This is a genomic window from Mesorhizobium amorphae (assembly GCF_014843845.1).
In the GTDB taxonomy this organism is placed as follows: domain Bacteria; phylum Pseudomonadota; class Alphaproteobacteria; order Rhizobiales; family Rhizobiaceae; genus Mesorhizobium; species Mesorhizobium amorphae_A.
This window is the reverse complement of sequence record NZ_JHQS01000055.1, coordinates 67,399-88,468: the sequence shown is the minus strand read 5'-3', so window position 1 is coordinate 88,468 and position 21,070 is coordinate 67,399. Positions and strand designations below refer to the sequence as shown.

Here is a 21,070-nt window from a genome sequence, read left to right as displayed (position 1 = left end):
AGGAATGGCCCGCCATCGGCGGGCCATGCCTGCTTTTTATGACGGCCGGATCGCGTAAACGTTGCATTTCGTCAAACAGCTGAAATAACCGACCTCGGCATAATGGAATGTGTCAGCGCCTGCCCAATGATCCGGGGTATGGCCCCGCATGTGATTGAATGAGGGGTTTTTGATGCACGAAGTTCATGGGCAGTGCAGAGGCCGCCAATGCAGGTTAAATTTCGATAGCGTGAATAGATTTGTGTACAGATCGCTCGTCCTGAGGAGCCTTCTGGCGACATCTTGGTGCCGATACTTTACTTGAGGCGGATTGTTTTCTTTCCAACTCATCTCAAACCGGAAGCGCAGCTCTGGTCAGCGTGAAGCCATATTCCAAAATTCAAACCAGACCTGTGGCCCGCCCGATCACCAAAGTGCGCATGAACCCCTACCTCGGAGCCGCCACGCATATTTGCAGCCCGAGCGGTTTCGGGCAGCAATCGCACTGCTTCCTGCGGGTCCAGAGCCAAACCCCGGCCGAGAATATTTAAAATTTTATCATTACCCAAGCAGATCGCGGGCCGCCGGGGACGTGTCTGGAAACTCTTCCATGCGAGAGTCGCCAAACCTTGACTTCCCCTGGCGAATTTTCAGGTGCTGCTTTGCCAAGCCTGGCAAATGAGCACCAGTCACTTCCGTCTTCCAGGTCCCTGCCAATGCGATGCTTGCACCGAGGGAGAGGCGGGTCGACCTCGCCCATGATTAACCACTCGCCAATGAATACGGTTAACGAATCTCTAATTTAGTTGACTATGTTGTCCACAGGTATATTTTTATATGTGTTGGGTGTGCAATTTGGGCGAGCAATCCGCGATGGTGGCAACCAGACGCGTGGTCGCGATTCAGGGGTATTGAATGCTGAGCGGCAGCCAATAAGCCGTACGGCAGGATCTCCGCTAACTCAGACTATTTACGCACATCATTGATGGCGATTCCGCGCGAGCGGAGGTTTTCGCCACGTTCTTTGGGACGTGGCCGGGCGAAGCTTTGTCCCGGCCTCGGGGTAGCGTTTGGGGCGCGTCAGGGGGATGCCATGAATAAAGTGATCAAGGTTCTGAAGCCCGGTGTGGGAACCGGCCGGCGGGGCGGCAGTTTCAAGCGCGGCCGCGCTCTGGTCGCCGGAGGCGCAGGTTTTCTAGGCTCGCATCTGTGCGAGCGGCTGCTGCGCGATGGCTACGAAGTCATCGCGGTGGACAATTTCCACACCGGCAAGCGATACAATCTCAACGTCCTGCAGCGCGATCCGGGCTTCCTGTGCATCGAGCACGACATCGTCGATCCGCTGCCCCGCGACCTCCCGGTCGACGAAATCTACAACCTCGCCTGCCCGGCTTCGCCGCCACATTACCAGGCTGACCCGATCCACACGTTCAAGACGAGCGTACTCGGCTCGCTGAACCTCCTGGAACTTGCCCGGCGGCACAACGCCAAGATATTCCAGGCGTCCACCTCCGAGGTCTATGGCGACCCGCTGGTGCATCCGCAGCCCGAAGGTTATTTCGGCAACGTCAACACGCATGGCCCGCGATCCTGCTACGACGAAGGCAAGCGCTCGGCCGAAACCCTGTTCTTCGACTATTCGCGAACCTACGGCATCGATGTACGCGTCGCCCGCATCTTCAACACCTATGGCCGGCGCATGCAGCCCGATGACGGCCGCGTGGTGTCGAATTTCATCGTCCAGGCATTGCGCGGCGAGGACCTGACCGTCTACGGCAGCGGCCTGCAGACGCGTTCGTTCTGCTATGCGGACGATCTGATCGAAGGCTTCATCCGGCTGATGAATGCCCCCAATGCGCCAGCGCATCCGGTCAATCTCGGCAATCCCGTCGAATTCACCGTCATGGAGCTGGCCAGGCTGGTCATCGACTACACGAATTCCCGCTCGAAGATCGTGCACCGGCCGCTGCCGGTCGACGATCCCAGGCAGCGCAAGCCCGACATTTCCTTCGCCAGGCAGCATCTCGGCTGGGAGCCGCAGATCAGCCTGAGCCAGGGCCTGGCGCACACGGTGGAGTATTTCGACGCCCTGCTCTACGGCAGCCGGCCTGTCAAAGAGGCCGCGATGTCATGACACGCCGCCCCATATTGGTGACCGGTGGGGCCGGCTTCATCGGCAGCCACACCTGCAAGCTGCTATCGGCCGCCGACTACCTGCCCGTGGTCTACGACAATCTCAGCCGCGGCAATGAGAAATCCGTCGCCTGGGGCCCGCTCGTCGTCGGTGACATCCGCGACGGCGAGGCGTTGCGGCAGGCGATCGCGACCTACCGGCCGAAGGCGATCATCCACTTCGCGGCGCTCGCCTATGTCGGCGAGTCGGTCCGCGAGCCGGCCGAATATTATTCGACCAATGTGGCCGGCACCATCGCCGTGCTCGACGCGGCGCGCGCGACGTCCATTGAGAACATTATCTTCTCGAGCAGCTGCGCAACCTATGGTGTGCCCGAAGCATTGCCGGTGCGCGAGACATCGTCGCAAAATCCGATCAGCCCATATGGCCGGACCAAGCTGATGGGCGAGCAGATCATCGGCGATTACGCGGCGGCCTACGGGATGAAATACGCGATCCTGCGCTACTTCAACGCCTGCGGCGCCGATCCCGACGGCGAACTCGGCGAGTGGCACACTCCCGAGACACATCTCGTTCCCAGGGTGCTGATGGCCGCGTCCGGGATGATCGACGAGATCGAGGTTTTCGGCACCGACTACGACACGTCGGACGGCACCTGCGTGCGCGACTACATCCATGTCAGCGACCTCGCCCGCGCGCATCTCAAGGCGCTCATGCATCTCGAGGCCGGCGGCGAAAACCTGTCGGTCAATCTCGGCACCGGCCGGGGCGTGTCGATCAAGGAGATCCTGCAGGCGGTCAGCCGCATGACCTCGAAATCGGTTCCGGCCGTCTACAGGACCAGGCGGCCGGGCGACCCGGCCGAGCTCTACGCCGACCCGGTCAATGCACGCGAACATCTGGGCTTCGTGCCGGAGCTTTCCGACATCGATACGATCGTCAGGACGGCCGCGCCCTTCTTCGGGTTGGAGGCAGTCCGATGATGTCACTGCAATGGTTTTTCCCGGTGCTTGCCACGGCCTTGTGGGCCGCATGGCAAGCGAAATGCGCCGGTCAGAAATACCAGCCCGCAAGGCTGGTTGTCGTCCCTGTATGTAGCTTGTCGGGGCGTGGGCTCGCTGAGCTGGAGTGAGGGCTTTAGTCTCAGCGAGCCTGATTTATGCTTGATCCAATGCCTTGCTCCAGCCGGGGGCTAGCTCTTGGATTCGACCAGTTTGCGGGTCTCTTCGAACTGCGCGCCCCTGGTGTCGCCTTGCTCGAATTTCTTGTACTCGTCGCTGGGTTCTTCGGCAGAGTGTTTGAAGCTGTACCACTGCCCATCCGGATCCTTGCGCTGCTCGATGTTGCCGCCGTTGATACGGTGGCTAAAGCATGTACGCCCAAGCTTGCCGGGGTAGTCTTTGGACCGCCAGGCGGCTTCCATGCACATCTTGCCGTCCTTTGTGACCAACCACCTGCCTTCCGCGACCCACGACGTGTCCTGGCTGGTCCAGGCCCGCAGGCGCCTGTTGTCCTTGGCAAAGTAGGCCGCGCCATCCTTCCAGACCCAGGTGCGGTTCTGGTAAAGAACTTGCAGCTCATAGGCGGACGGCACAGTGGCCGAGGCATCTGCCTCCGCAGGCGCTTTGTCCTTGGCGGCCGCATTCGCGGTTCCGAGAAGCGCAATCTGACAGCAGATGGCCAGGAGAGGCGCTAGGGATGCGGCACGGCGATGGGGTTGCGCCCCAGATCCCCTTTTGGTTGTCATGGCGAGCGATCGCATTTCGGTATTCGCTTCTCAATGGTGCGGGGTTGGCCGAATATTTCCTGGAAGAGACCGGGGATTGCAAGGCACTGCCGTTACTACCTGCACACTATTAATCGCCGCGCGAAGAACGATGTCAACCTTTCCGGGAGGGCCGGTCGCGAACGTGGCGAACTCTCGTGACAGACTGCAAAATCAAGGATTTGTGGTGCATGCCGATACTGTCGACGCCCCGTCGGCATGCTCCATATCCGTCGACGACCAAGTTGGTGGATTCGCGTAGTCTGGTGATCTATAACCGCCACACCTCAACGCGGCCGAAACGTCGAGGCTCATGGTTGCTTCCCGGGGATCTACCCGTGCACTCAACAAACGAGCAGTGCGGGGTACGGGTGCAGCAGAACAATGGGTCCGGCGCCGCCCAGCACTATAGGCCCGCGCAAGCGGCGGAGAATTGGTTGAAAAGAATAGTCTCGATTGTCGTGACGCTGGCGCTGCTGGCCTGGCTCGCCAGCGACTCGCGCTGGAAGATGGTCGGCGATGCCTTCGCCAGTATCACACCCGGCGCATTCGCGGCTGTCGCGCTGGCGCTGTTCGTCACCTATGTGCTGCGGGCGCTGCGCGTCTGCGACGAGTTCCGCGACGAGGTGAACGGCCGTTTCGGCGCCTGCCTGCGCGTCATTCTGATCCACAATGCCATGATCAACGTGGTGCCCTTGCGCGGCGGCGAGACCGCCTTTCCACTGCTGTTGCGGCAGGTCTTCGGCATACCGCTCATGCGCGCCAGCGCCTCGCTGCTGTGGTTCAGGCTGCAGGACGCCTTCGTCGTTGGCGTGCTCGCCTGCCTGGTGTGGCCGGGCCTCAATCCCGCGCTGAGGGCGGCGGGGATCGCGGCGCTGATCGCGGTCGCCTGGTATCTGCCGCGATGGGCGCGCGCGCCGCATGACTGGGCGGCACGCGGCAGGATCGTTGCGAAGCTCGGCATGCTGCGCGACATTTTCACCGAGGCGACCGGGCGGTCGCGCTACGGCTGGTGGTGGACGGTCGCCAACTGGGCGCTGAAGCTTGCCGTGCAGGGTTGGCTGCTGGCCATGCTGCTGGGCACGTCTTTGCAGACCGCCTTTCCCGGGGCCGTCGGCGCCGAGGCCGCAGCCATTCTTCCAGTGCAAGGCGTCGCCGGCTTCGGCACCTATGAGGCGGGAGCGGCGGCTGCGCTGCTCTATTCCGGCATTGCCATCAAGAGTGGCCTGCAGGCGGCGCTGGCACTACATCTGTTCATCTTCTGCTCGGCCATCGCGACGGGCGCGATCGCCTGGCTGTTTCCCTCGAAATCGACCGTGCCGGGAAACCCGGCCGTCGGCTCTGCAAGGAAGTCATCGCCATGAACGTATTGCCCATCCCCGCTTCGGGACTGCCCGAGGGCGCGGTCATGCCGGAGCACACGCTGTCGATCGTCGTTCCCATGTACAACGAGGCCGAAAACGTCGAGCCGCTGCTGGCGCGCATTCACCAGGCGATGGAGCATTACAGCCAACCGTGGGAGGTGGTGCTGGTGGACGACGGCAGCACCGACGCGACGCCAGGCGAGATCAAGCGCCTGGCGGCGCATTACGGCCCGCATGTGCATGCGGTCGAGCTGGTGCGCAACTACAAGCAGACGGCGGCGATGCAGGCAGGCATGGACGCGGCGCGCGGCGAGGTCATCGCCACGATCGACGGCGACCTGCAGAACGACCCCTTCGACATCCCGCGCATGGTCTACCGGCTGCTGACCGAGGATCTCGACCTGGTGGTCGGCTGGCGCAAGGACCGCCAGGAAGGGCTTTTGATGCGCAGGCTGCCTTCGCGCATCGCCAACTCGCTGATCGCGCGCGTCACCGGCGTGCGCCTCAAGGACTATGGCTGCAGCCTCAAGGTCTATCGCGGCAACGTCATCCGCAGCGTCAGGCTCTATGGCGAGATGCACCGCTTCATCCCGGCCTGGCTCGCCACGGTGACGACACCACGGCGCATCGCGCAGGAAGTGGTGACGCACCATGCGCGGATCCACGGCCAGTCCAAATACGGCATTTCGCGCACCTTCAGGGTCGTCCTCGATCTGGTCTTCATGTATTTCTTCATGCGCTATCGCACGCGGCCCGGGCATTTCTTCGGCGGCATCGGCATCGTGCTGGGCGCGCTGGGCTCGCTGATCCTTACCTATCTGTTCGGCCTGAAGCTGTTTTTCGGCCAGGACATCGGAACGCGCCCGATGCTGTTCACAGGCTTCTTCTTGCTCATCGCCGGGGTACAGATGGTGACGTCGGGCGTGCTGGCGGAAATGCTGGCGCGCGTCTATCACGAGGCGAACGGGTCATCGGCCTATATCGCGCGTCCGCAATCGGCGCCCGGTGACAATGACGGCGACGGCTGGTATCGCCCCAGCCGGTGACCTGATCGCAAAGCTCTGGGGGGTTCTATGCCGATAGTTGTGACCGGTGCCGCGGGCTTCATCGGCAGTCATGTCTGCCAGCGGCTTCTGGACCGCGGCGACGAGGTCGTCGGCGTCGACAACATGAACGCCTATTACGATCCGGCGCTGAAAGTGGCGCGGCTCGCCCGGCTTGCCGGCAGGACGGGATTTTCGTTCCACGAGCTGGATATCGCCGAGCCAGGCGTCCTGGCCGCGGTGCTTGGCAAGCGGCCGGTCCGCAAGATCGTGCATCTGGCAGCCCAGGCGGGCGTGCGCTATTCGCTGGAAAATCCGCGCGCCTATATCCACGCCAACATTGCCGGCCATCTGGAAATTCTCGAACTCTGCCGGGCTGCGCCCGACATCGAGCACCTCGTCTACGCCTCGTCGAGCTCGGTCTATGGCGGCAACACCAAGGTGCCGTTTTCGGAGAGCGACCGCGTCGACGACCCGGTGTCGATCTACGCCGCGACCAAGAAGGCCGACGAGCTGATGAGCTCGACCTATTCGCATCTGTTCGGCCTGCCGCAGACCGGTCTGCGCTTCTTCACCGTCTACGGCCCGTGGGGCCGGCCCGACATGGCGAGCTGGATCTTCACCGAGGCGATGCTTGCGGGCTCGCCGATCCGGGTCTTCAACCATGGCGAGATGTGGCGCGACTTCACCTATGTCGACGACATCGTCGACGGCGTCGTCGCCGTCCTCGACAAGCCACCAATCGGCGGGCACGCCCTTTACAATATCGGCAACAGCCAGCCGGTCCATCTCGGTCGTTTCATCGATACGCTGGAAAGCTTGCTCGGGGTCAAGGCGATACGCCACAACGAGCCCATGCAGGCCGGCGAGGTCGAGAAGACCTATGCCGACACCAGTGCGCTGGAGCGGGATTTCGGCTTCAAGCCGAAGGTGCCGATCGAGGAAGGTTTGCGGAATTTCGTCGACTGGTATCGCCAGGAATGGCGGCCGGAGGGCAAGAGGTAGCGGGCAGAGCCTGCGCCAACCTCTTGCCCCCGGCTCGCGCCCCCCGGCTCGGGCCACAGATCCAGGGCGAGCGGCGACAGATTCACGCTGATCGCCTTTGCGCCGTGTGAACAGCCCTTTCCTTCCGCGAGAATATTAGGCGATGCTTATTAAGATTCGGGCAAGCGGCGTGGTGAGCACCGCCCTTCGCCGCTGCGCCGGATATTATTAAAATGCGATCGATTGGTTTTGCTGCGCGCCTCAAAACGCGGTCCGTTCGACGCGCTTCAGGTGCGCCCAGTTCCACACGCATCCCTCGACGAAGGGGCCATTGATCCATAGCGAGCCACTGTTGTACATGCTGGTCCCGCTGCCGTCGGTGCGACCTTGTCGATGTGCAGCCTACTGTTTGGCACCAACTGCCCGTTCGGCGGCTGTCGGCAGGTTCGAGCCTCCGCAAGAATTGGAAGCCGGCGAATTTCCGACACCGCAAGACATTCGCGACGATCTTGCCCTCGCCAGAGGACGTCGCCCCGAGACCTCACCCGAACGCGTACAGAGCTTCCGAAGAAATGGCTCTGAAATAGGCGGTGAATTCCCAGTAATTCTCGATGCGCTCGACAAACGGGCGCGGTGGCGGCTTTACGATATCGATCTCGAAATGGTCCAGGCGCTGGTCGCCGCCGAGATAGGCTATGATGGCGTTACCAACCAGAGGATCGGCGATGTCACTATAGTGGATCGGGAAATACGGCTGCCCGGTTTCGAACAGCACGGATCTTATCTTGGTCCGAAACAGGTTCAGCTCGTAGAGGTACGCATTGAACCGGTCGATGTCGAAATGCACTTTTTGCCGGTAGTCGCCAGCGGGCAACGGTTCCGAGGCATGAAGAATCCAGACTCCGGAAGCCTCGGCCTCAAGCAATGAAACAAAGGACGCGACCGGGTTCCTCACAAGCCAGAGCTTCTTGACGCTTTCATCCTCGAGCACGGGAAGAACGGCCGCACGTGTCTGGTCGGGAAATATGTGAAAGCCGACAAAGCGAGCCGAGGGATCGTCGAAGATCTGCGCAATGAACTGGTCGGGGTCGGCATCCCGCGCGGCAACGTCTTCACGCTCCAGGTTCATTTTCTCGTGGTAGTCATGGCGCAGTCCGACGAAGCTCGGATTGAAGACTTCGCCGTGCATCACCATCCCGTCATACTGATTGAGATGGCTATTGAGTGCTTGAGATCCGGTTCTGGGCGAAGCGAGAAGGACGAACTTTTGGCAAGACTGCATTCGCTTCAAACCTGAAACAGGGGACATGGATCGGAAAATATACAAATGCCCGGTCCATGCAATTCGGGACTGCCGCATGAATCAACGACGGCCGGCGCTTTCGAGCGCCGGCCGTCGCGATACTTTTCAGCACCGGCTTGCGATCAGCCGCCACGCAGGCGTGTCGGACCCAGGTTTGCGATGGCCATACGCTGTTCGGACGGACAGGTTGGCAGGTAGCGGCTGGCATCCGCGTATGTCATGGTCGCGATGGAGCCCTTGAGCCCACCGCGCTTCGCGATCCAGCTGCGAACCCAGCCTGGGTAGTTCTTCATCATGAAATTCGCGGCTACCTGGTTGCCCCGCGCCCCAGCGCCATAGGGCAGGTGGAAGCCGAACGACGCCCTCTGTGTGACACACACTTTGCCCTTGGGCATTGCCAGGTACAGGGTGCAGGCCGAGTCGCACGCGCCGTTGAAGCGCACAAAGCCGCCGCTGCGGCGCATTTTCAGCACACGGATGGCATAGTCGATCACATAGCCGCCGCGATCGCCGCTGATCGTCTTGACGTTGGCAGTGCCGAGCTTGATGCTTGGGCGCAGCAATTCACCTGCGGTGCTTGCCGAGACCAGTGCGCCCATCAAACCGAGCGCGCCGAGAAACTTCATTGTCGTTTTCATTTGCGCCTCCTGCTATGCCGTCAATGCCTAGCTGGGAGGCGTAAAGATTGATTATTCCGTATCGCTAAAGTTGTAACAGTCGATTGATTGTACAGGTGTTTTAGAACCTGCTTGACGATTTGGTTTACCAATGGCGCTGAAGGATGATCACTGAAAAGTAAACCCGGCGCAGGCATCATTGTCGATGGACCACGCTGCGGAAGCGCGCGCGGCGGAATTGGATCAGAGGAACTTCGATGGGCGTTGGTGGCAAGGAGCGGAGGCCGTTAGAGCCGCAAGGCAGGCCTCGCCGTGTCTGTGTCGTGACGCGGGAGATCGGGCTTGGCGACGACGAAGACACAGCCATGGCCGAACTGGCCAGGCTTTTCGCCGGGGACGGTGACGAGGTCACCCTGCTATGGGTTCCCGGGAGCGATGTGCCTTCCTCCGAGGAGGTGGCAGCGCGTCACCGTGAGTTTGAGGCGGCCTATGTCCGACTGGAAGTGCTCGACAAGTCCGATCAGCTGCTTCCTTCGCTGGCGACGCCCGAGAGCCAGTCCGCTGCGCTGCTGCACTACCTCGAACGGTCCGGCCACGATCTGGCCTACGCGCCCCTCGAGGGCGCTTTGCCCTACTATACGCTGCTGGCGGTCGAGACCGGGGCCTTTGCCGCTCCGCCGGTTGTGGTCATCGCCCACGCGCCGCTGGAATGGGCACATGAAGCCGAAAGAGCTTTCATGGGAAGCACCGACGCAATTGCCGTGACCTACATGGAGAAATATTGCGCGGAGATGGCCGACAGCACGATCTGCGCGTCTGCCGCACTGCGCAAGTGGATGTTGTCGAAAGATTGGAAGGTGAAGAAGGCGGTGGTGACGCCGCTGCTCCAGGATCGGATCGACCAGGCAGGCGCGCGATCGTCGGTCGGGAAACAGAGATCAAAAGAACTTGTCGCCTTTGCCGGATGGCACCTTCGCGATGGCATGACGCTGTTGTGCGATGCATTGGACATCCTGGCGCCGACGGCGCCCAAAGGCCTGACGGTCACCGCATTCGGACCATTCGGAAAGATCATGGGCGAGCACAGTGGTGGCCTGCTTCTGCGACGCGCCGAGCGGTGGCCGTTCAAGCTCAACATGTTGCCGCGCGCGAACTTTGCGGCAAAGCTCGACTACGCCACGCGCGCCGGCGCGCTTGCCGTCATACCCGCCCGCGCCGCATCGACCGGCGGAGCCGTCGCCGCATGCATCGAGGCGGGATTGCCATTCGTTGCAACCAATGTCGGCGCGCATGCCGAGACCTGGAAGCCACAGGCAAGGCAACCGCGACTGGTCGATGCCGACGCTGCCGCTTTGGCGCAGGCGATCCTGGCGGCGCTCAAGGATCCCCCTCGCCCATTGCCGATCGACAGCCTCAACCAATGCCGTCAGTCATGGCTGGATACGCGCAATTTGCCGACGCCGGCCAAGCGGAGGCGCATCCATAAAGGCGCCGGATCGTCACCGCTGGTCTCGATCGTCATGGCCCATCGCAACCGGCCGCTCTATCTGAAACAGGCGATCGCGGCGATCGAAGCGCAGACCTACGATCACCTGGAGCTGGTGCTGGTCGACGACGGAAGCGACCTGGACGAAGCCAGGCGATTGCTGGATGCGTTGGAGCCGACCTTCCGTCGGCGCGGATGGAAGATCCTGCGGCGGCCGCACCGGCATCTCGGCGCGGCGCGAAATGCCGGCATCCGTGCCGCGCATGGCGAGCTGATCCTGTTCGTCGACGATGACAACGCGCTGTTTCCGGAGGCTGTCGACCATTTCGTGCGCGCCTTGGCAATTTCAGGCGCGGACATCTGCACCGCGTTCCAATTGATCTTCTATGAGGATTTCGTGCCCGGGGACCGGGCCGATGGGCTGATCCAGTATTTGCCATTGGGTGGTCCCGACGCGCTTGGCCTGATCCACAATGTCTATGGCGATGCCAATGCGATGGTGCGTCGATCCGTCTTTGCACAGATCGGGTTCTGGATCGAGCAACCGGGCTACGCCATGCACGACTGGGAATTCTTTGCGCGAGCCTCGCTTGCCGGGCTCAAGCTCAGGCCTATTCCAAAACCGCTCTACTGGTACCGCTCGAAGCCTGACGGAATGTTCCGGACATCGAATTGGTACGACAATCGCCTCCCCGTCATGGAAGCGTTCAGGTCAAGCCAATTCGGTGATTTGGGGCAGCTCTACAAGTTGGCCATCGCCCAGAATACGGCGCAATCCGAGATCGAAAGCGCGCGCGAAAACCTGAAGTATACACCCGCCAATCAGAAATATCTGGAGCTCTGCGACGTCGAGCCGAACAGCGATGCCGCCATGGCGAAACTCGCCGCCATTGCCGCATCGATCGGTCGCCCCGACACGGCTGCCAGCTTGCTTGGACGCCCCCAGGCCAATGAGCGCCGTGACCCGGGCCGCGCTGATGTCGGCTCGAACACTCTCGGCTTCGACATGTTGAGGAGCGCACGGCTGCTCACACCGCGCCCCTCGCCTCTCCCCTTGCTCCTGGTCGCACCGGATGGCGGTGGAGTGTTCCTGCGTCCGCATCTGGAGGGTGCGGTCGCCGCATCGCTTGATCATCAGTTTCCGCCCTTCTTCCGCAAGATAGAAGCAATCGTCGAAGTCGCGCATGCCGACGCACCGGCAATGGACTTCGCCCTGGCTCTCGCCCGCCGCGATCAAACCATAGACTGGCAGCAGGACATCGCTGCCCAAACGATTGCCTTTTCGGGGTGGATGACCGTGAAAGACAAATTCGTGCGCCACCCCCTGGCGGTGATGCTTCACGCCAGGCGCAAGATGCCGCTTTCTATCGTTCTTACGGTGCGTTTTGCGGGGACGCCCAATGGTTTTCCGACCAATGCTTTCTTTCGAAAGCTGACGCTGTTCAGCGAATAGCAATCCAGCGGGCGAGCAGGCCCCGAGACCGTTAACCATCCCCCAAGAGAACGGCTGCTTGGCCGCTGTTATGGTTGACAAATTACTAACAACTAATATTATCAAGGGCTATGGGGTTCGTAGTGGGAAGGGGTGTGTAATGCGTAAAATCCAATCGCTACTGTTGGGTGGACTTAGTATTCTGGGCGTGAGCGTCGCTTTTTCCAACGTGGCGCAGGCGCAAATGGCGGTTGCTCCCGTCAAGGAGGCCGAGCTTGCTTGCGAGCAGGCCCTTAGGATCGGCACCATCGAGGCGCTCGAGGACTATCTGCACCGTTATCCGAATGCTCCGACGGCCTGTAAGGCGCTTGCGCTCAACAGCCTGTCCCAGTTTGCGGCGGGCGGTGGGAATGGAAACGGTGGTGATGGCGGCGGCCGCTACGGCGGATAGGTCTTAGCTGCGTCTTCCCGTTTTGGCAGTCAGGTGGTCGCGTCGCCGTCAAGGCGCCGCGCAGCCAGGCTCGACACAAATTCGGCATAGCGATCCGAGGTTCTCATCCAGCCGAGATCGACGAGCTGCGCGGCGTCGCCGCGATAGCGTACAGACCGATGGTTGCGGAGCGCCAGTTTCGGATCGCGCTCCAGCGCTTCCATGTAAGCAGCGCGCTCCTCGAGCGTCTTTTCCTTCAGTTGCGTGTTCTCGCTCAGCGACGACGCTGACTTCTGGCGGAACCCCCAGACGAACTTGAAGTGAAGCAACGCGACGCGCAGTTCGCTGAACCGGACCTTGCTGATCGTGTGCTGCGCGACGTGGTAATGCGTGCCCCGTCCCCATCGCACGATCGGCACCTTCGTCAGGCACGGGGGAAACGTCTGCTTGAACCGACCATGCCAGAAAACACGTTCCCGCACGCCACCGAACATCTGCTCCGGCGGATACAAGCCGTCGCGGGCTCGCAGCCATCCGGGCTCCGGATCGAAGTAGGGTGAAGCCTCGATGAGCGGTATCGTGCCGTCATAGCTGCATTCGGCCAGCGGTCCGTCGGCATACATGTCGATCATCGAGCCGATCACGGCTTCGGCGCCGGTCGAGTCGAGATAGCTGCAAAGCTGGCGCAGGTTTACCCGCTCAAGATCGGGATAGACGAGAAGCTCGTCGGCGTCGACCGAAAGGCACCAATGGCCGGTGCCGAAGACGTTCATGAGCGTGTTGATCCATCGCGGCGGATCGATGTTCTCCGCGAAATGCGATCCCTCGGTGTGGAAGCAGTGGCTGTCCGGCTGTTCCAGGATCAGTTCACGGGTGCCGTCCGTCGAACCATTGTCCAGGAAGAAAAAGCGGTCGACGCCAAGGCCGCGGTAGTGGTCGAGGATATGCGGCAACAACGTCGCTTCGTTGCGCAGGCCGACAAAGCACAGGATCTCGCCATCGGCTATGTCGATCTGGCGATCATCCAGCCGCGCGAGATGTCTTGGGGGTAGAAGGCCAATCATCCGAACGTCTTCAATCCGTTTGCGCGCGAAAGACACGTGCGTTATGCCCGCAAGACAATTATCAAAGTGTTATCCAACTGTTGGCAAGACTGTTTCGAGCGGGGCAGGCTGACAAGACGAACTAATCGGGGGACTGATTGAGCGTTGGTTCTAAGGCAGGCGCGACGCCCAAGGGCAAGCGACAAGCAAATCAGAAGCCTCGCAACGTGTGTATCGTTTCGGAGGTTGAGTTCGGCTCGACGGTGACTGCGGATCCCGGGTCGGCAAGCTACGCGCTGGCGCAGCATCTGGCGAGAACCGGCGACACCGTGACGCTGCTCTGGGTGCCAAGCCCGCTCGGCAGCCAGCCGGATGCGAACGAGATCGCCAGGCTGGGCAAATGGTGCTTCGACAATTTCCTGGTGCGGCTCGAATTGCTGCCGCCATCGCCCCAGTTGCTGCGTGGCAATGAGGCGAGCGACAAGAACTCGGTCGCTGTCTACCACTACCTCAAGCAGAATGATTTCGACGTCGTCTATTTTTCGCTCGAGGGCGGCCTGGCGCATTTCCCCACCGTCGCCAAGCGGACGGGCGTTTTTCCCGCTCCGCCTGCGATCGTCGTGCTCGCCCATGAGCCGCTCATGTGGAAGCTGGAGGCCAATGCCCGCGCGGTCGAACAGAAGGACCAGATGACCGTCGCGCACATGGAAAAGACGTCGGCCGAGACGTGCGACCATCTTGTCGTCACCGGCCAGTCCCTGCTCGACTGGATGACCAAGGCGGGATGGAAACTGCCCGCCAGCCGTCACATTGCCGCGCCCCTTGAGCCTGAGGAGTGGCGTTCGAACTTCGCCGTCGATCATTACCGGCCGCGCGAGCGGCCGACAGCCGAAATTGTTCATTTCTCGGGCACGGAAGCGCGCGGCGGACTGACGCTGTTCTGCGATGCGCTCGACCGCCTGGCCGATAGCGGCGTGGCCGACCTGGCGGTGACGGTCGTCGGCGCGTTTGGTCATGTGCTGGGCGAACATTCGGGCGGCATGATCGTTCGCCGGGCGCAGCAGTGGCCGTTCAAGCTGAAGCTCCTGCCCATTCGAGACGAACCCGAGATCTTCAGATATCTCCGGCAGAGCCATGCACTGGTGGCGATTACGCACACGGCTGCTCAGCTTCCGCTCGATGTGGTGACATGCCTCGATGAGGAGATCCCGTTTGTCGCGACGGATGTCGGGAGCGTTCGCGACGTGCTCCATCCGAGATCGGCCGATGCCATCTTGATGGAGGCGTCCGCGTCGGCCATCGCGGCCAAGATTGCGTCAGTGCTGGAAAGCCGATCGTTCGGCCCGGCCAAGCCGCTGCACAAACGGGACGTGCGTGAGAAAGCCTGGAGCAGGCTGCACGCGAAATTCCGCCGGGAACCCGGCAAGGCCCCAAGCCGAAGCCGGAGCCGGCCACCGCTCGTTTCAATCATCACCGCGCACTACAATCGCGCCAGCCTGCTGCCCCAGGCGATTGCCTCGGTTCGGCGCCAGGACTACCCAAACATCGAACTGATCCTCGTTGACGACGGCAGCACCGATCCAGCTGCCGTCCAGTTGCTGGCCGAGATCGAGCCGGAGTTCGTGCAGCGCGGCTGGCGGATCATCCGGCAGAAGAACGGTTTCCTCGGCAAGGCGCGCAACACCGGAATCCGCGCGGCCAAGGGTTCGCTGATCCTGTTCCTGGACGACGACAACGTGCTGTTCCCAAACGCCGTCAGTGCCTTCGTTGCCGGCATGCAAAAGTCCGGTGCCGATATCTGCACGACCTTCGCCAAGTGGCTCAACGAACCTTTCGTGCCGCCGGATACGAAGGGCGGTTACATGCTCTATTTCCCGGTCGGCGGACCTACGGACATCGCCCTGATCACCAATCCGTATGGCGATGCCAACGCGATGTTCCGTCGTGAGATTTTCGACAAGATAGGCTACCTCAACGAGGAGCGAGGCTTTTCGGCCAGCGATTGGGAATTCTTCCTTCGGGCGGACCAGGCCGGCCTGGAGATTGTCACCGTCCCGGAGCCGCTCTATTGGTATCGCTCATCGCCGACCGGCATGAACCGAAATGCCGAGTGGCTGCGGAACCGCAAGCCGATCATCAACGTCTTCCGAAAGCACAAGTTCGCGAATACGGACATGTTCGTGCAACTCGGCATCAGCTCGAACACCGCCAATCATGAGAAAGAACTCAACCTCTGGAATCTGGAGCTTCGGGTCAAGGACGAACGATATCTCCGGTTGAGCGCAGGTTCCCCCAATGGCGCGGACGCGATGCAGTTGCTGGCCGAGATCGCGGCACGCGAAGGCAGGGCGGATACCGCAGTTTCGCTGCTCGCCCATGCTGGGCGCCCCGACTTCACCCTGGGTGTCCTCGAAATGCTCAACGCAGCGGCCGAGGAAACCGTGCCGGAGTTGCATTCCTCGCTCTACCGCGAGCAGTATCTCTCCGCCGAACCCCTGCGCCTGGCTCATGTCGGTTCGTATCCCGATGACGATCCGGCCCTGCTGAGCTATGTCGAGCAATCGCCGGACCAGCTGTTTCTCGAAGCCAAGGGCAGCAATATCACCATGGCTTTGCTGAAGGGCGTCTGCCCGCCGGGCGTCACTGGCGCGACCTGTTGGATTTACCTCGACGAGGAACTGACGGGTCGTGCGCAGTTTCAGCTCGCCATCGTGGATGCGGAAAACCAGACCTTCGGCAATCTCGCCCAACTCCTTGAGAGTGATGGCGGAAGCGGCTGGGCCGATGTCAGCCGACCGCACGAGTCGCGCGAGATCATGGCGACTGTCAGTTCGCCGGCGACCGACAGGCGCGATCTGCTGCTCGCGGTCCGGTGCGGCGGCAGCCTCCCGAATGCACGGGTGCTCGGCGGCTTTTCGGGTATCCAGATCCGCCATGTCGTTTCGACCGGCGCGAGGCGTCCGCGCCTCGGCGCGCCGCAGCAACGCCGACGCATGCGCCGAATGACCGGTGACGAGCTGAAGCATTCAACGCTGGTGACCGACCATCCCTCCGATCTGCCGGCGTTGCTTGTCGCCAGCGACAATGGCGGCATATTCCTGCGGCCGAGCACGCATGGCCCGGTTGTTGCCGCCCTCAACTCTGCTTTCCCGGCCTTCGCCAGAAGTGTCATCGCAACAGTAGAGATCGCTCATGAGGAAGCGTCTCCATTCGAGTTCGCCATGGCGCTGGGCAGGCAGGAAGAAAAGCTCGTATGGAAAGGCGATGCCCCGGTCGGTGCCTTGGCGTTCTCGGGATGGACACGGGTTTCGAAACCTTTCGAGCTGCATGATTTGAAGGTTTCAATCCGGGAGATCGATCGCAAATGGCTGACGATCTATCTGGCCATCCGGCTGCCGCGCGGCTCGAAGCCGATGCCATCCAACGCCTTTTGGCGCAAGCTGCTGCTGGTGTGGGACTGACGACGGTATCGTCGATGGCGCAGACCTGGATGTTTGTTTTTACGCAATTCCGAAGGAAAACCGCTACGCACTTTTCCTGGAATTGCTCTAACCTGTCGAAATCATGGGAACGGCAGTAGGTTCAGTATGTGCACAGGAGCCGCCTTGAAAATGAAGAAGTCATTCAGTCTTGTCCTGGCATTTATTGTCGTTGCCGGGAGCATCTTGTCTTTCGGAGCGGCCGCCCAGGAACCTGATGTGGGCCCTAAATGCACCCAGTGGAATTCGTTCCGTGTCCTGTTCAAGAAGGGAGACGGCAAGATATCGGACGAAGCCGCGAAGGCGCTGACGGCTTTCATCAAGGAGGCCGGGCACGATTGCGGCTATAGGCTTTATGCAACGGCGAGCAAGGAAGGTGGCTATGACAAGGCCAACGACATTGCCGGCCGCAGGCTGAGTGCGACCGGCGACTTTCTCAAGGCGCAAGGCGTCAAGCCGGAAATGGTGCTGGCGCTTTCGCATTGGGTCGACGACGGCGCCGCCGACACCAACACGGCGCGGAGCGCCATCCTATACACTCTCCCGAAGCAAGGGATATCGTGCCGGCAGTATGAGAAGCGCGACCCTGTCCAGGTTCACCTCTTTTTCCACAACCAGTCCTCCGTGATTTCACAGCAGATCAAGGACGACCTCGACAAGTTTGCCGCCAGCATCCGAGACTCGCGCTGCAATGTCGAACTGACGGCCCTGGCTGCCAAGGAATTCACCGGCTCCAGCGCCGCAAAGAAAAACAAGGAACTGGCCAAGAAGCGCGTGAAGGCGATCGTGGATATTTTGACCGCGGCCGGTATCGACAGCGACCGGCTCATCGACACGAACGTTGAGTACGTAGGCGACAAGAAGCCGAACGTCGCGACCAGTCGTCTGGCGACCGCGTCCCTGATGTAAGTGGCTTGTGGAGTCTGGATCGGGCTGGCGCCTTCACCGCGCGTTCTCGAGCGATCGGCTACCCCGGCTGCAGCAGAATGCCCCTGTTGCGGCCCAATAACCAGCGCAGGCCGAACGCCAGCACGACGTTGAGCAGCGCAAGGCCGCCAAGTACGGCGAGCGTGCCTTGCGCTCCCGTCCATTGCATCAGCACCGCGCCCATCGACGGCGCGGCCGCCTGGGCGATCAGGCTCGGCATAGCCAGGCGGCCCATCAATTTCGCGTAGCCCGACGGACCGAACAATGCGAGCGGCAAGGTGCCGCGCGCGATCGATTCAAGGCCGATGCCGGCGCCGTAAAAGCCGAGCGCCACCGGCACGGCCGGCATGCCGATCCAGAGTGCAGAGATGCCTATGGCGACGAAACTCGCCGAAGCAAGCTTGGTCCAGATCGGATGATGGTAGCGCGCGATCATCATTTCGATGGCGCGTGCCGTTACCTGGAACGGGCCGACCAGGGCGCCAAGACCGACGGCGACGGCAAGCGCCAGGCCGCCGGCCTGCAGAATCGCCAGCAGGTGCACCGACATCGTCGAGGAGATCACCGCCGCAAGCGTGATGGTGGTGGCGAGCACGATCATCAGCGCCAGGGGCGGATCGCCCACAGGCGCGGGTTTGGCGTTTCCTTCCGCTTCGGTTCTGCTGCCGCGCGGTGGCACCCCGCGCGGCAGCAGCGTGAGATAGAGCGGCAGAGCGACAAGCAGTTGCACCGCCGCGTAGACGAGGCAGGCACCGCGCCAGCCGATCTCGGCCATCAGGAAGGCGGAAATCGGCCAACAGACGGTGCTGGCGAAGCCGCCGAACAGGGTCAAGGTGGTGATCGCCGAACGCGCGCTGCGGCCGTACAGGCGGCCAAGCGTCGCGAAGGCCGCGTCGTAGAGCCCTGCCCCCATGCCGAGCCCAATCACGAGCCACGCGCCGACATAGGCCGCAAGGGTCGGCGCCGCCGCCAGGCCGATCTGGCCGGCGCCGATGCAGACGGCGCTGAAGGCAAGCACATTGCGGCCGCCATGACGTTCGATCGAGGAGCCAACACGCGGCGAGATCAAGCCGGCGACCAGAAGCCCGAGCGACAGGCCGCCGACCACCCAAGCCAGCGGCCAACCGGTCTCTGCGGCCACTTTCGGCGCAATGACCGCCGGCAAATAGTAGGAAGAGCCCCACGCCATGATCTGCGTCAGCCCAAGCACGGTGATGATCGTGCCGCGGCTACGCATGCCCGACGGAATGCTCATGCGGCAACGCCGCAGCCGCAGCCACTCTTGCCGGCGGTCTTCGCCTCGACATCGGCGACGCAGCACGCATCCGCCTCTTGCGGCGCCGGGCCACCGCAGCAGCCCTTGGACGCCGCATCGATTTGCGACACTTCCAGCGTTCCCGGTACTACGCAGACGCCGGTTTCGGGCAGAACCAATCGCACCGCATCGGCCGACGCGATGTCGCCTGCCAAAGCGGCCGCGACCGATCGCACCTGTTCGTAGCCGGTCAAAAGCAGGAAGGTCGGCGCCCGGCCGTAGCTCTTGATGCCGACCGTGTAGAAATCGGACTCGGGATGGCTGAGTTCGCGGTGTCCGTGTGGAGGCACGTCGCCGCAGGAATGCTCGTTGGGATCGATGAGCGGCCCTAGCGCCTTGACGCTTTCCAGCCACGGATCGAGATCGAGCCGAAGCTCCCTTGTCAGCGTGAGGTCGGGCCGTTGCCCGGTGGCGGCGATGATGCGGTCGACCGGGCCGATCCGTCGCAAGCCGTCTTCTGTCTCGCCCTCGACGATCAGGCGACCGCCTTCGTCGCGAATGGCCACGGTGGCAAAACCAGTGACCAGCGTGACGCGGCCGCTTTCGGCAAGTTCGCGCGCATCGGCGCCAAGCTCGCCACGCGCCGGCAACTGGTCGGCATCGCCGCCGCCATAGATGCGCACGAGGTCGGTGCCGCGAGCCGTCCAGATGGAGGCCGTCCCAGGTTCGGCATCCGCCAGCCTGGCGAGATCGAGCAAGGCATTGGCCGCCGAATGCCCGGAGCCGGCGACCAGCGTGGTGCGGCCGGCGTAAACGCTGCGGTCGCGACCGAGAATATCAGGAATGCCGTAAGCGATGCGATCGGCGAATTCCATCTCGCCCTCGGCCGCGAGGCCGCCGGCACCGAGCGGGTTCGGTGACTGCCATGTGCCCGACGCATCGATGACGGCGCGGGCACCGTCACGCCTGGTGCCACTGGCAGTTTCGACCACCAGCATGAAGGGCCGTGCCTCACGCCCCCTGCTCCGCACCTTGTCGGCGCCCAGGCGCGAGATGCCGACAATTCGAGCGCCGGTTTCGATCACCGGCGCGATCTGCGGGAGTTTCGCCAGCGGCTCGAGATAGAGATCGATAAGCTCATTGGCGGTGGGAAACGCCTCGGGATCGGGCATGTTCCAGGCATGCTCTTCCAGCAGTTCCTTCGCCGCCCGATCGACACAAAAGCGCCAGGGCGTAAAAATCCTGACATGGCCCCAATCGCGAAGGTTGGTGGCAATGTCGCCGCCGGCCTCGTAGAGCTTCACCGGTAGGCCCTGGCGAAGCAGATAGACGGCTGCCGCCAGGCCGACAGGGCCGGCACCGATGACTGCTACCGGAAGATCGCTATGCTTGTTCATTTTGCTACCTTCCATAATTCCGGGATTATCGAAATATAAGGCAAAAAATTATGCCGCCGCCTCTCCCGCGGCGGGATTACTGGCGGCATCGGCGCAGCATTCGTCGGCGAGGAAGCCGACCAGATCCCGCATGATCGGATAGTTGGCGCGGCAGATCAGCGTCGTCGCCTGCCGCTCCTGCGAGACAAGGCCGGTCAGGATGAGGCGATGCAAATGATGCGACAGCGTCGAGGCGGCAATGCCCAGACTTTCCTGCAGAGTGCCGACGGGCCTGCCCGCCTCGCCGGCCCGGACCAGGATGCGGTAGAGTTTCAACCGCGTCGGGTTGCCCAGCGCCTCGAGCTGTTTTGCTGCTTGTTCGAGTTTCATGGAAATATCCGTACGCCCAGAATCAGCGGGTCGTCAACTGTATTTCGAAGAAATTCGAAATAA

Annotated in this window: 16 protein-coding genes; 9 read left to right on the top strand and 7 right to left on the bottom strand. The window is 62.0% G+C overall.

The features are described from left to right. The first annotated feature begins 1,072 nt into the window (after positions 1–1,072). Complete coding sequence (locus DH08_RS22310; protein WP_192181348.1) at positions 1,073–2,113, top strand: UDP-glucuronic acid decarboxylase family protein; 1,041 nt, start codon at positions 1,073–1,075, stop codon at positions 2,111–2,113. Further along, positions 2,110–3,096 carry a UDP-glucose 4-epimerase GalE gene (gene galE / locus DH08_RS22305; protein WP_192181347.1) on the top strand — a complete coding sequence of 329 codons (987 nt, stop codon included), beginning with the start codon at positions 2,110–2,112 and terminating at the stop codon, positions 3,094–3,096. Before DH08_RS22310 ends, galE begins: the two co-directional genes overlap by 4 nt. A gap of 209 nt (positions 3,097–3,305) precedes the next feature. On the opposite strand, the gene DH08_RS22300 is transcribed toward galE, so the two are convergent. Then, the gene (locus tag DH08_RS22300; protein ID WP_192181346.1) at positions 3,306–3,875 is read right to left on the bottom strand and encodes a DUF995 domain-containing protein; all 570 of its coding nucleotides are present in this window, start codon (positions 3,873–3,875) and stop codon (positions 3,306–3,308) included. Positions 3,876–4,315: 440 nt separating this feature from the next. Between DH08_RS22300 and DH08_RS22295 the strand changes: the two genes are divergently transcribed. The 3 genes from DH08_RS22295 to DH08_RS22285 are packed head-to-tail and all read left to right on the top strand — an operon-like array spanning position 4,316 to position 7,290. After that, the gene (locus DH08_RS22295; protein ID WP_192181345.1) at positions 4,316–5,242 is read left to right on the top strand and encodes a lysylphosphatidylglycerol synthase domain-containing protein; all 927 of its coding nucleotides are present in this window, start codon (positions 4,316–4,318) and stop codon (positions 5,240–5,242) included. Continuing rightward, entirely contained in the window at positions 5,239–6,288 is a 1,050-nt protein-coding gene (locus DH08_RS22290) for a glycosyltransferase family 2 protein (RefSeq protein ID WP_192181344.1), read from the top strand. Before DH08_RS22295 ends, DH08_RS22290 begins: the two co-directional genes overlap by 4 nt. 27 nt (positions 6,289–6,315) lie before the next feature. After that, positions 6,316–7,290, top strand: coding sequence for an NAD-dependent epimerase/dehydratase family protein (locus DH08_RS22285; RefSeq protein WP_192181343.1), 975 nt, complete (start codon positions 6,316–6,318; stop codon positions 7,288–7,290). Between the two features lie 520 nt (positions 7,291–7,810). Here DH08_RS22285 and DH08_RS22280 read toward each other — a convergent pair. Continuing rightward, positions 7,811–8,596, bottom strand: a complete 786-nt coding sequence (locus DH08_RS22280) for a hypothetical protein (protein ID WP_192181342.1) — start codon at positions 8,594–8,596, stop codon at positions 7,811–7,813. Between the two features lie 98 nt (positions 8,597–8,694). After that, on the bottom strand, positions 8,695–9,210 hold the full coding sequence (locus DH08_RS22275; protein WP_245451841.1) for a hypothetical protein: 516 nt from the start codon (positions 9,208–9,210) through the stop codon (positions 8,695–8,697). 236 nt (positions 9,211–9,446) lie between these two features. Here DH08_RS22275 and DH08_RS22270 point away from each other — a divergent pair, with 236 nt between their 5' ends. Both DH08_RS22270 and DH08_RS22265 read left to right on the top strand, forming a co-directional pair. Then, positions 9,447–12,128, top strand: coding sequence for a glycosyltransferase family 2 protein (locus tag DH08_RS22270; protein ID WP_192181341.1), 2,682 nt, complete (start codon positions 9,447–9,449; stop codon positions 12,126–12,128). 139 nt (positions 12,129–12,267) lie between these two features. Further along, positions 12,268–12,558 (top strand): hypothetical protein, encoded by a 291-nt coding sequence (locus DH08_RS22265; RefSeq protein ID WP_192181340.1) that lies wholly within the window; start codon positions 12,268–12,270, stop codon positions 12,556–12,558. Positions 12,559–12,587: 29 nt separating this feature from the next. Here the strand turns inward: DH08_RS22265 and DH08_RS22260 are convergent, their stop codons facing one another. Further along, on the bottom strand, positions 12,588–13,601 hold the full coding sequence (locus tag DH08_RS22260) for a glycosyltransferase family 2 protein (RefSeq protein WP_192181339.1): 1,014 nt from the start codon (positions 13,599–13,601) through the stop codon (positions 12,588–12,590). 206 nt (positions 13,602–13,807) lie between these two features. Here DH08_RS22260 and DH08_RS22255 point away from each other — a divergent pair, with 206 nt between their 5' ends. Further along, positions 13,808–17,041, top strand: coding sequence for a DUF6212 domain-containing protein (locus tag DH08_RS22255; protein WP_192181338.1), 3,234 nt, complete (start codon positions 13,808–13,810; stop codon positions 17,039–17,041). A gap of 33 nt (positions 17,042–17,074) precedes the next feature. Further along, entirely contained in the window at positions 17,075–17,968 is an 894-nt protein-coding gene (locus DH08_RS22250; protein ID WP_192181337.1) for an OmpA family protein, read from the top strand. Positions 17,969–18,026: 58 nt separating this feature from the next. On the opposite strand, the gene DH08_RS22245 is transcribed toward DH08_RS22250, so the two are convergent. The 3 genes from DH08_RS22245 to DH08_RS22235 are packed head-to-tail and all read right to left on the bottom strand — an operon-like array spanning position 18,027 to position 21,007. Then, complete coding sequence (locus DH08_RS22245; RefSeq protein ID WP_192181336.1) at positions 18,027–19,241, bottom strand: MFS transporter; 1,215 nt, start codon at positions 19,239–19,241, stop codon at positions 18,027–18,029. Then, positions 19,238–20,638 (bottom strand): NAD(P)-binding protein, encoded by a 1,401-nt coding sequence (locus DH08_RS22240; protein ID WP_192181335.1) that lies wholly within the window; start codon positions 20,636–20,638, stop codon positions 19,238–19,240. The genes DH08_RS22245 and DH08_RS22240 overlap by 4 nt, the downstream gene beginning before the upstream one ends. Before the next feature lie 48 nt (positions 20,639–20,686). Continuing rightward, a complete protein-coding gene (locus DH08_RS22235; protein WP_192181334.1) occupies positions 20,687–21,007 on the bottom strand; it encodes an ArsR/SmtB family transcription factor in 321 nt (106 codons plus the stop codon). Positions 21,008–21,070: the final 63 nt, after the last annotated feature.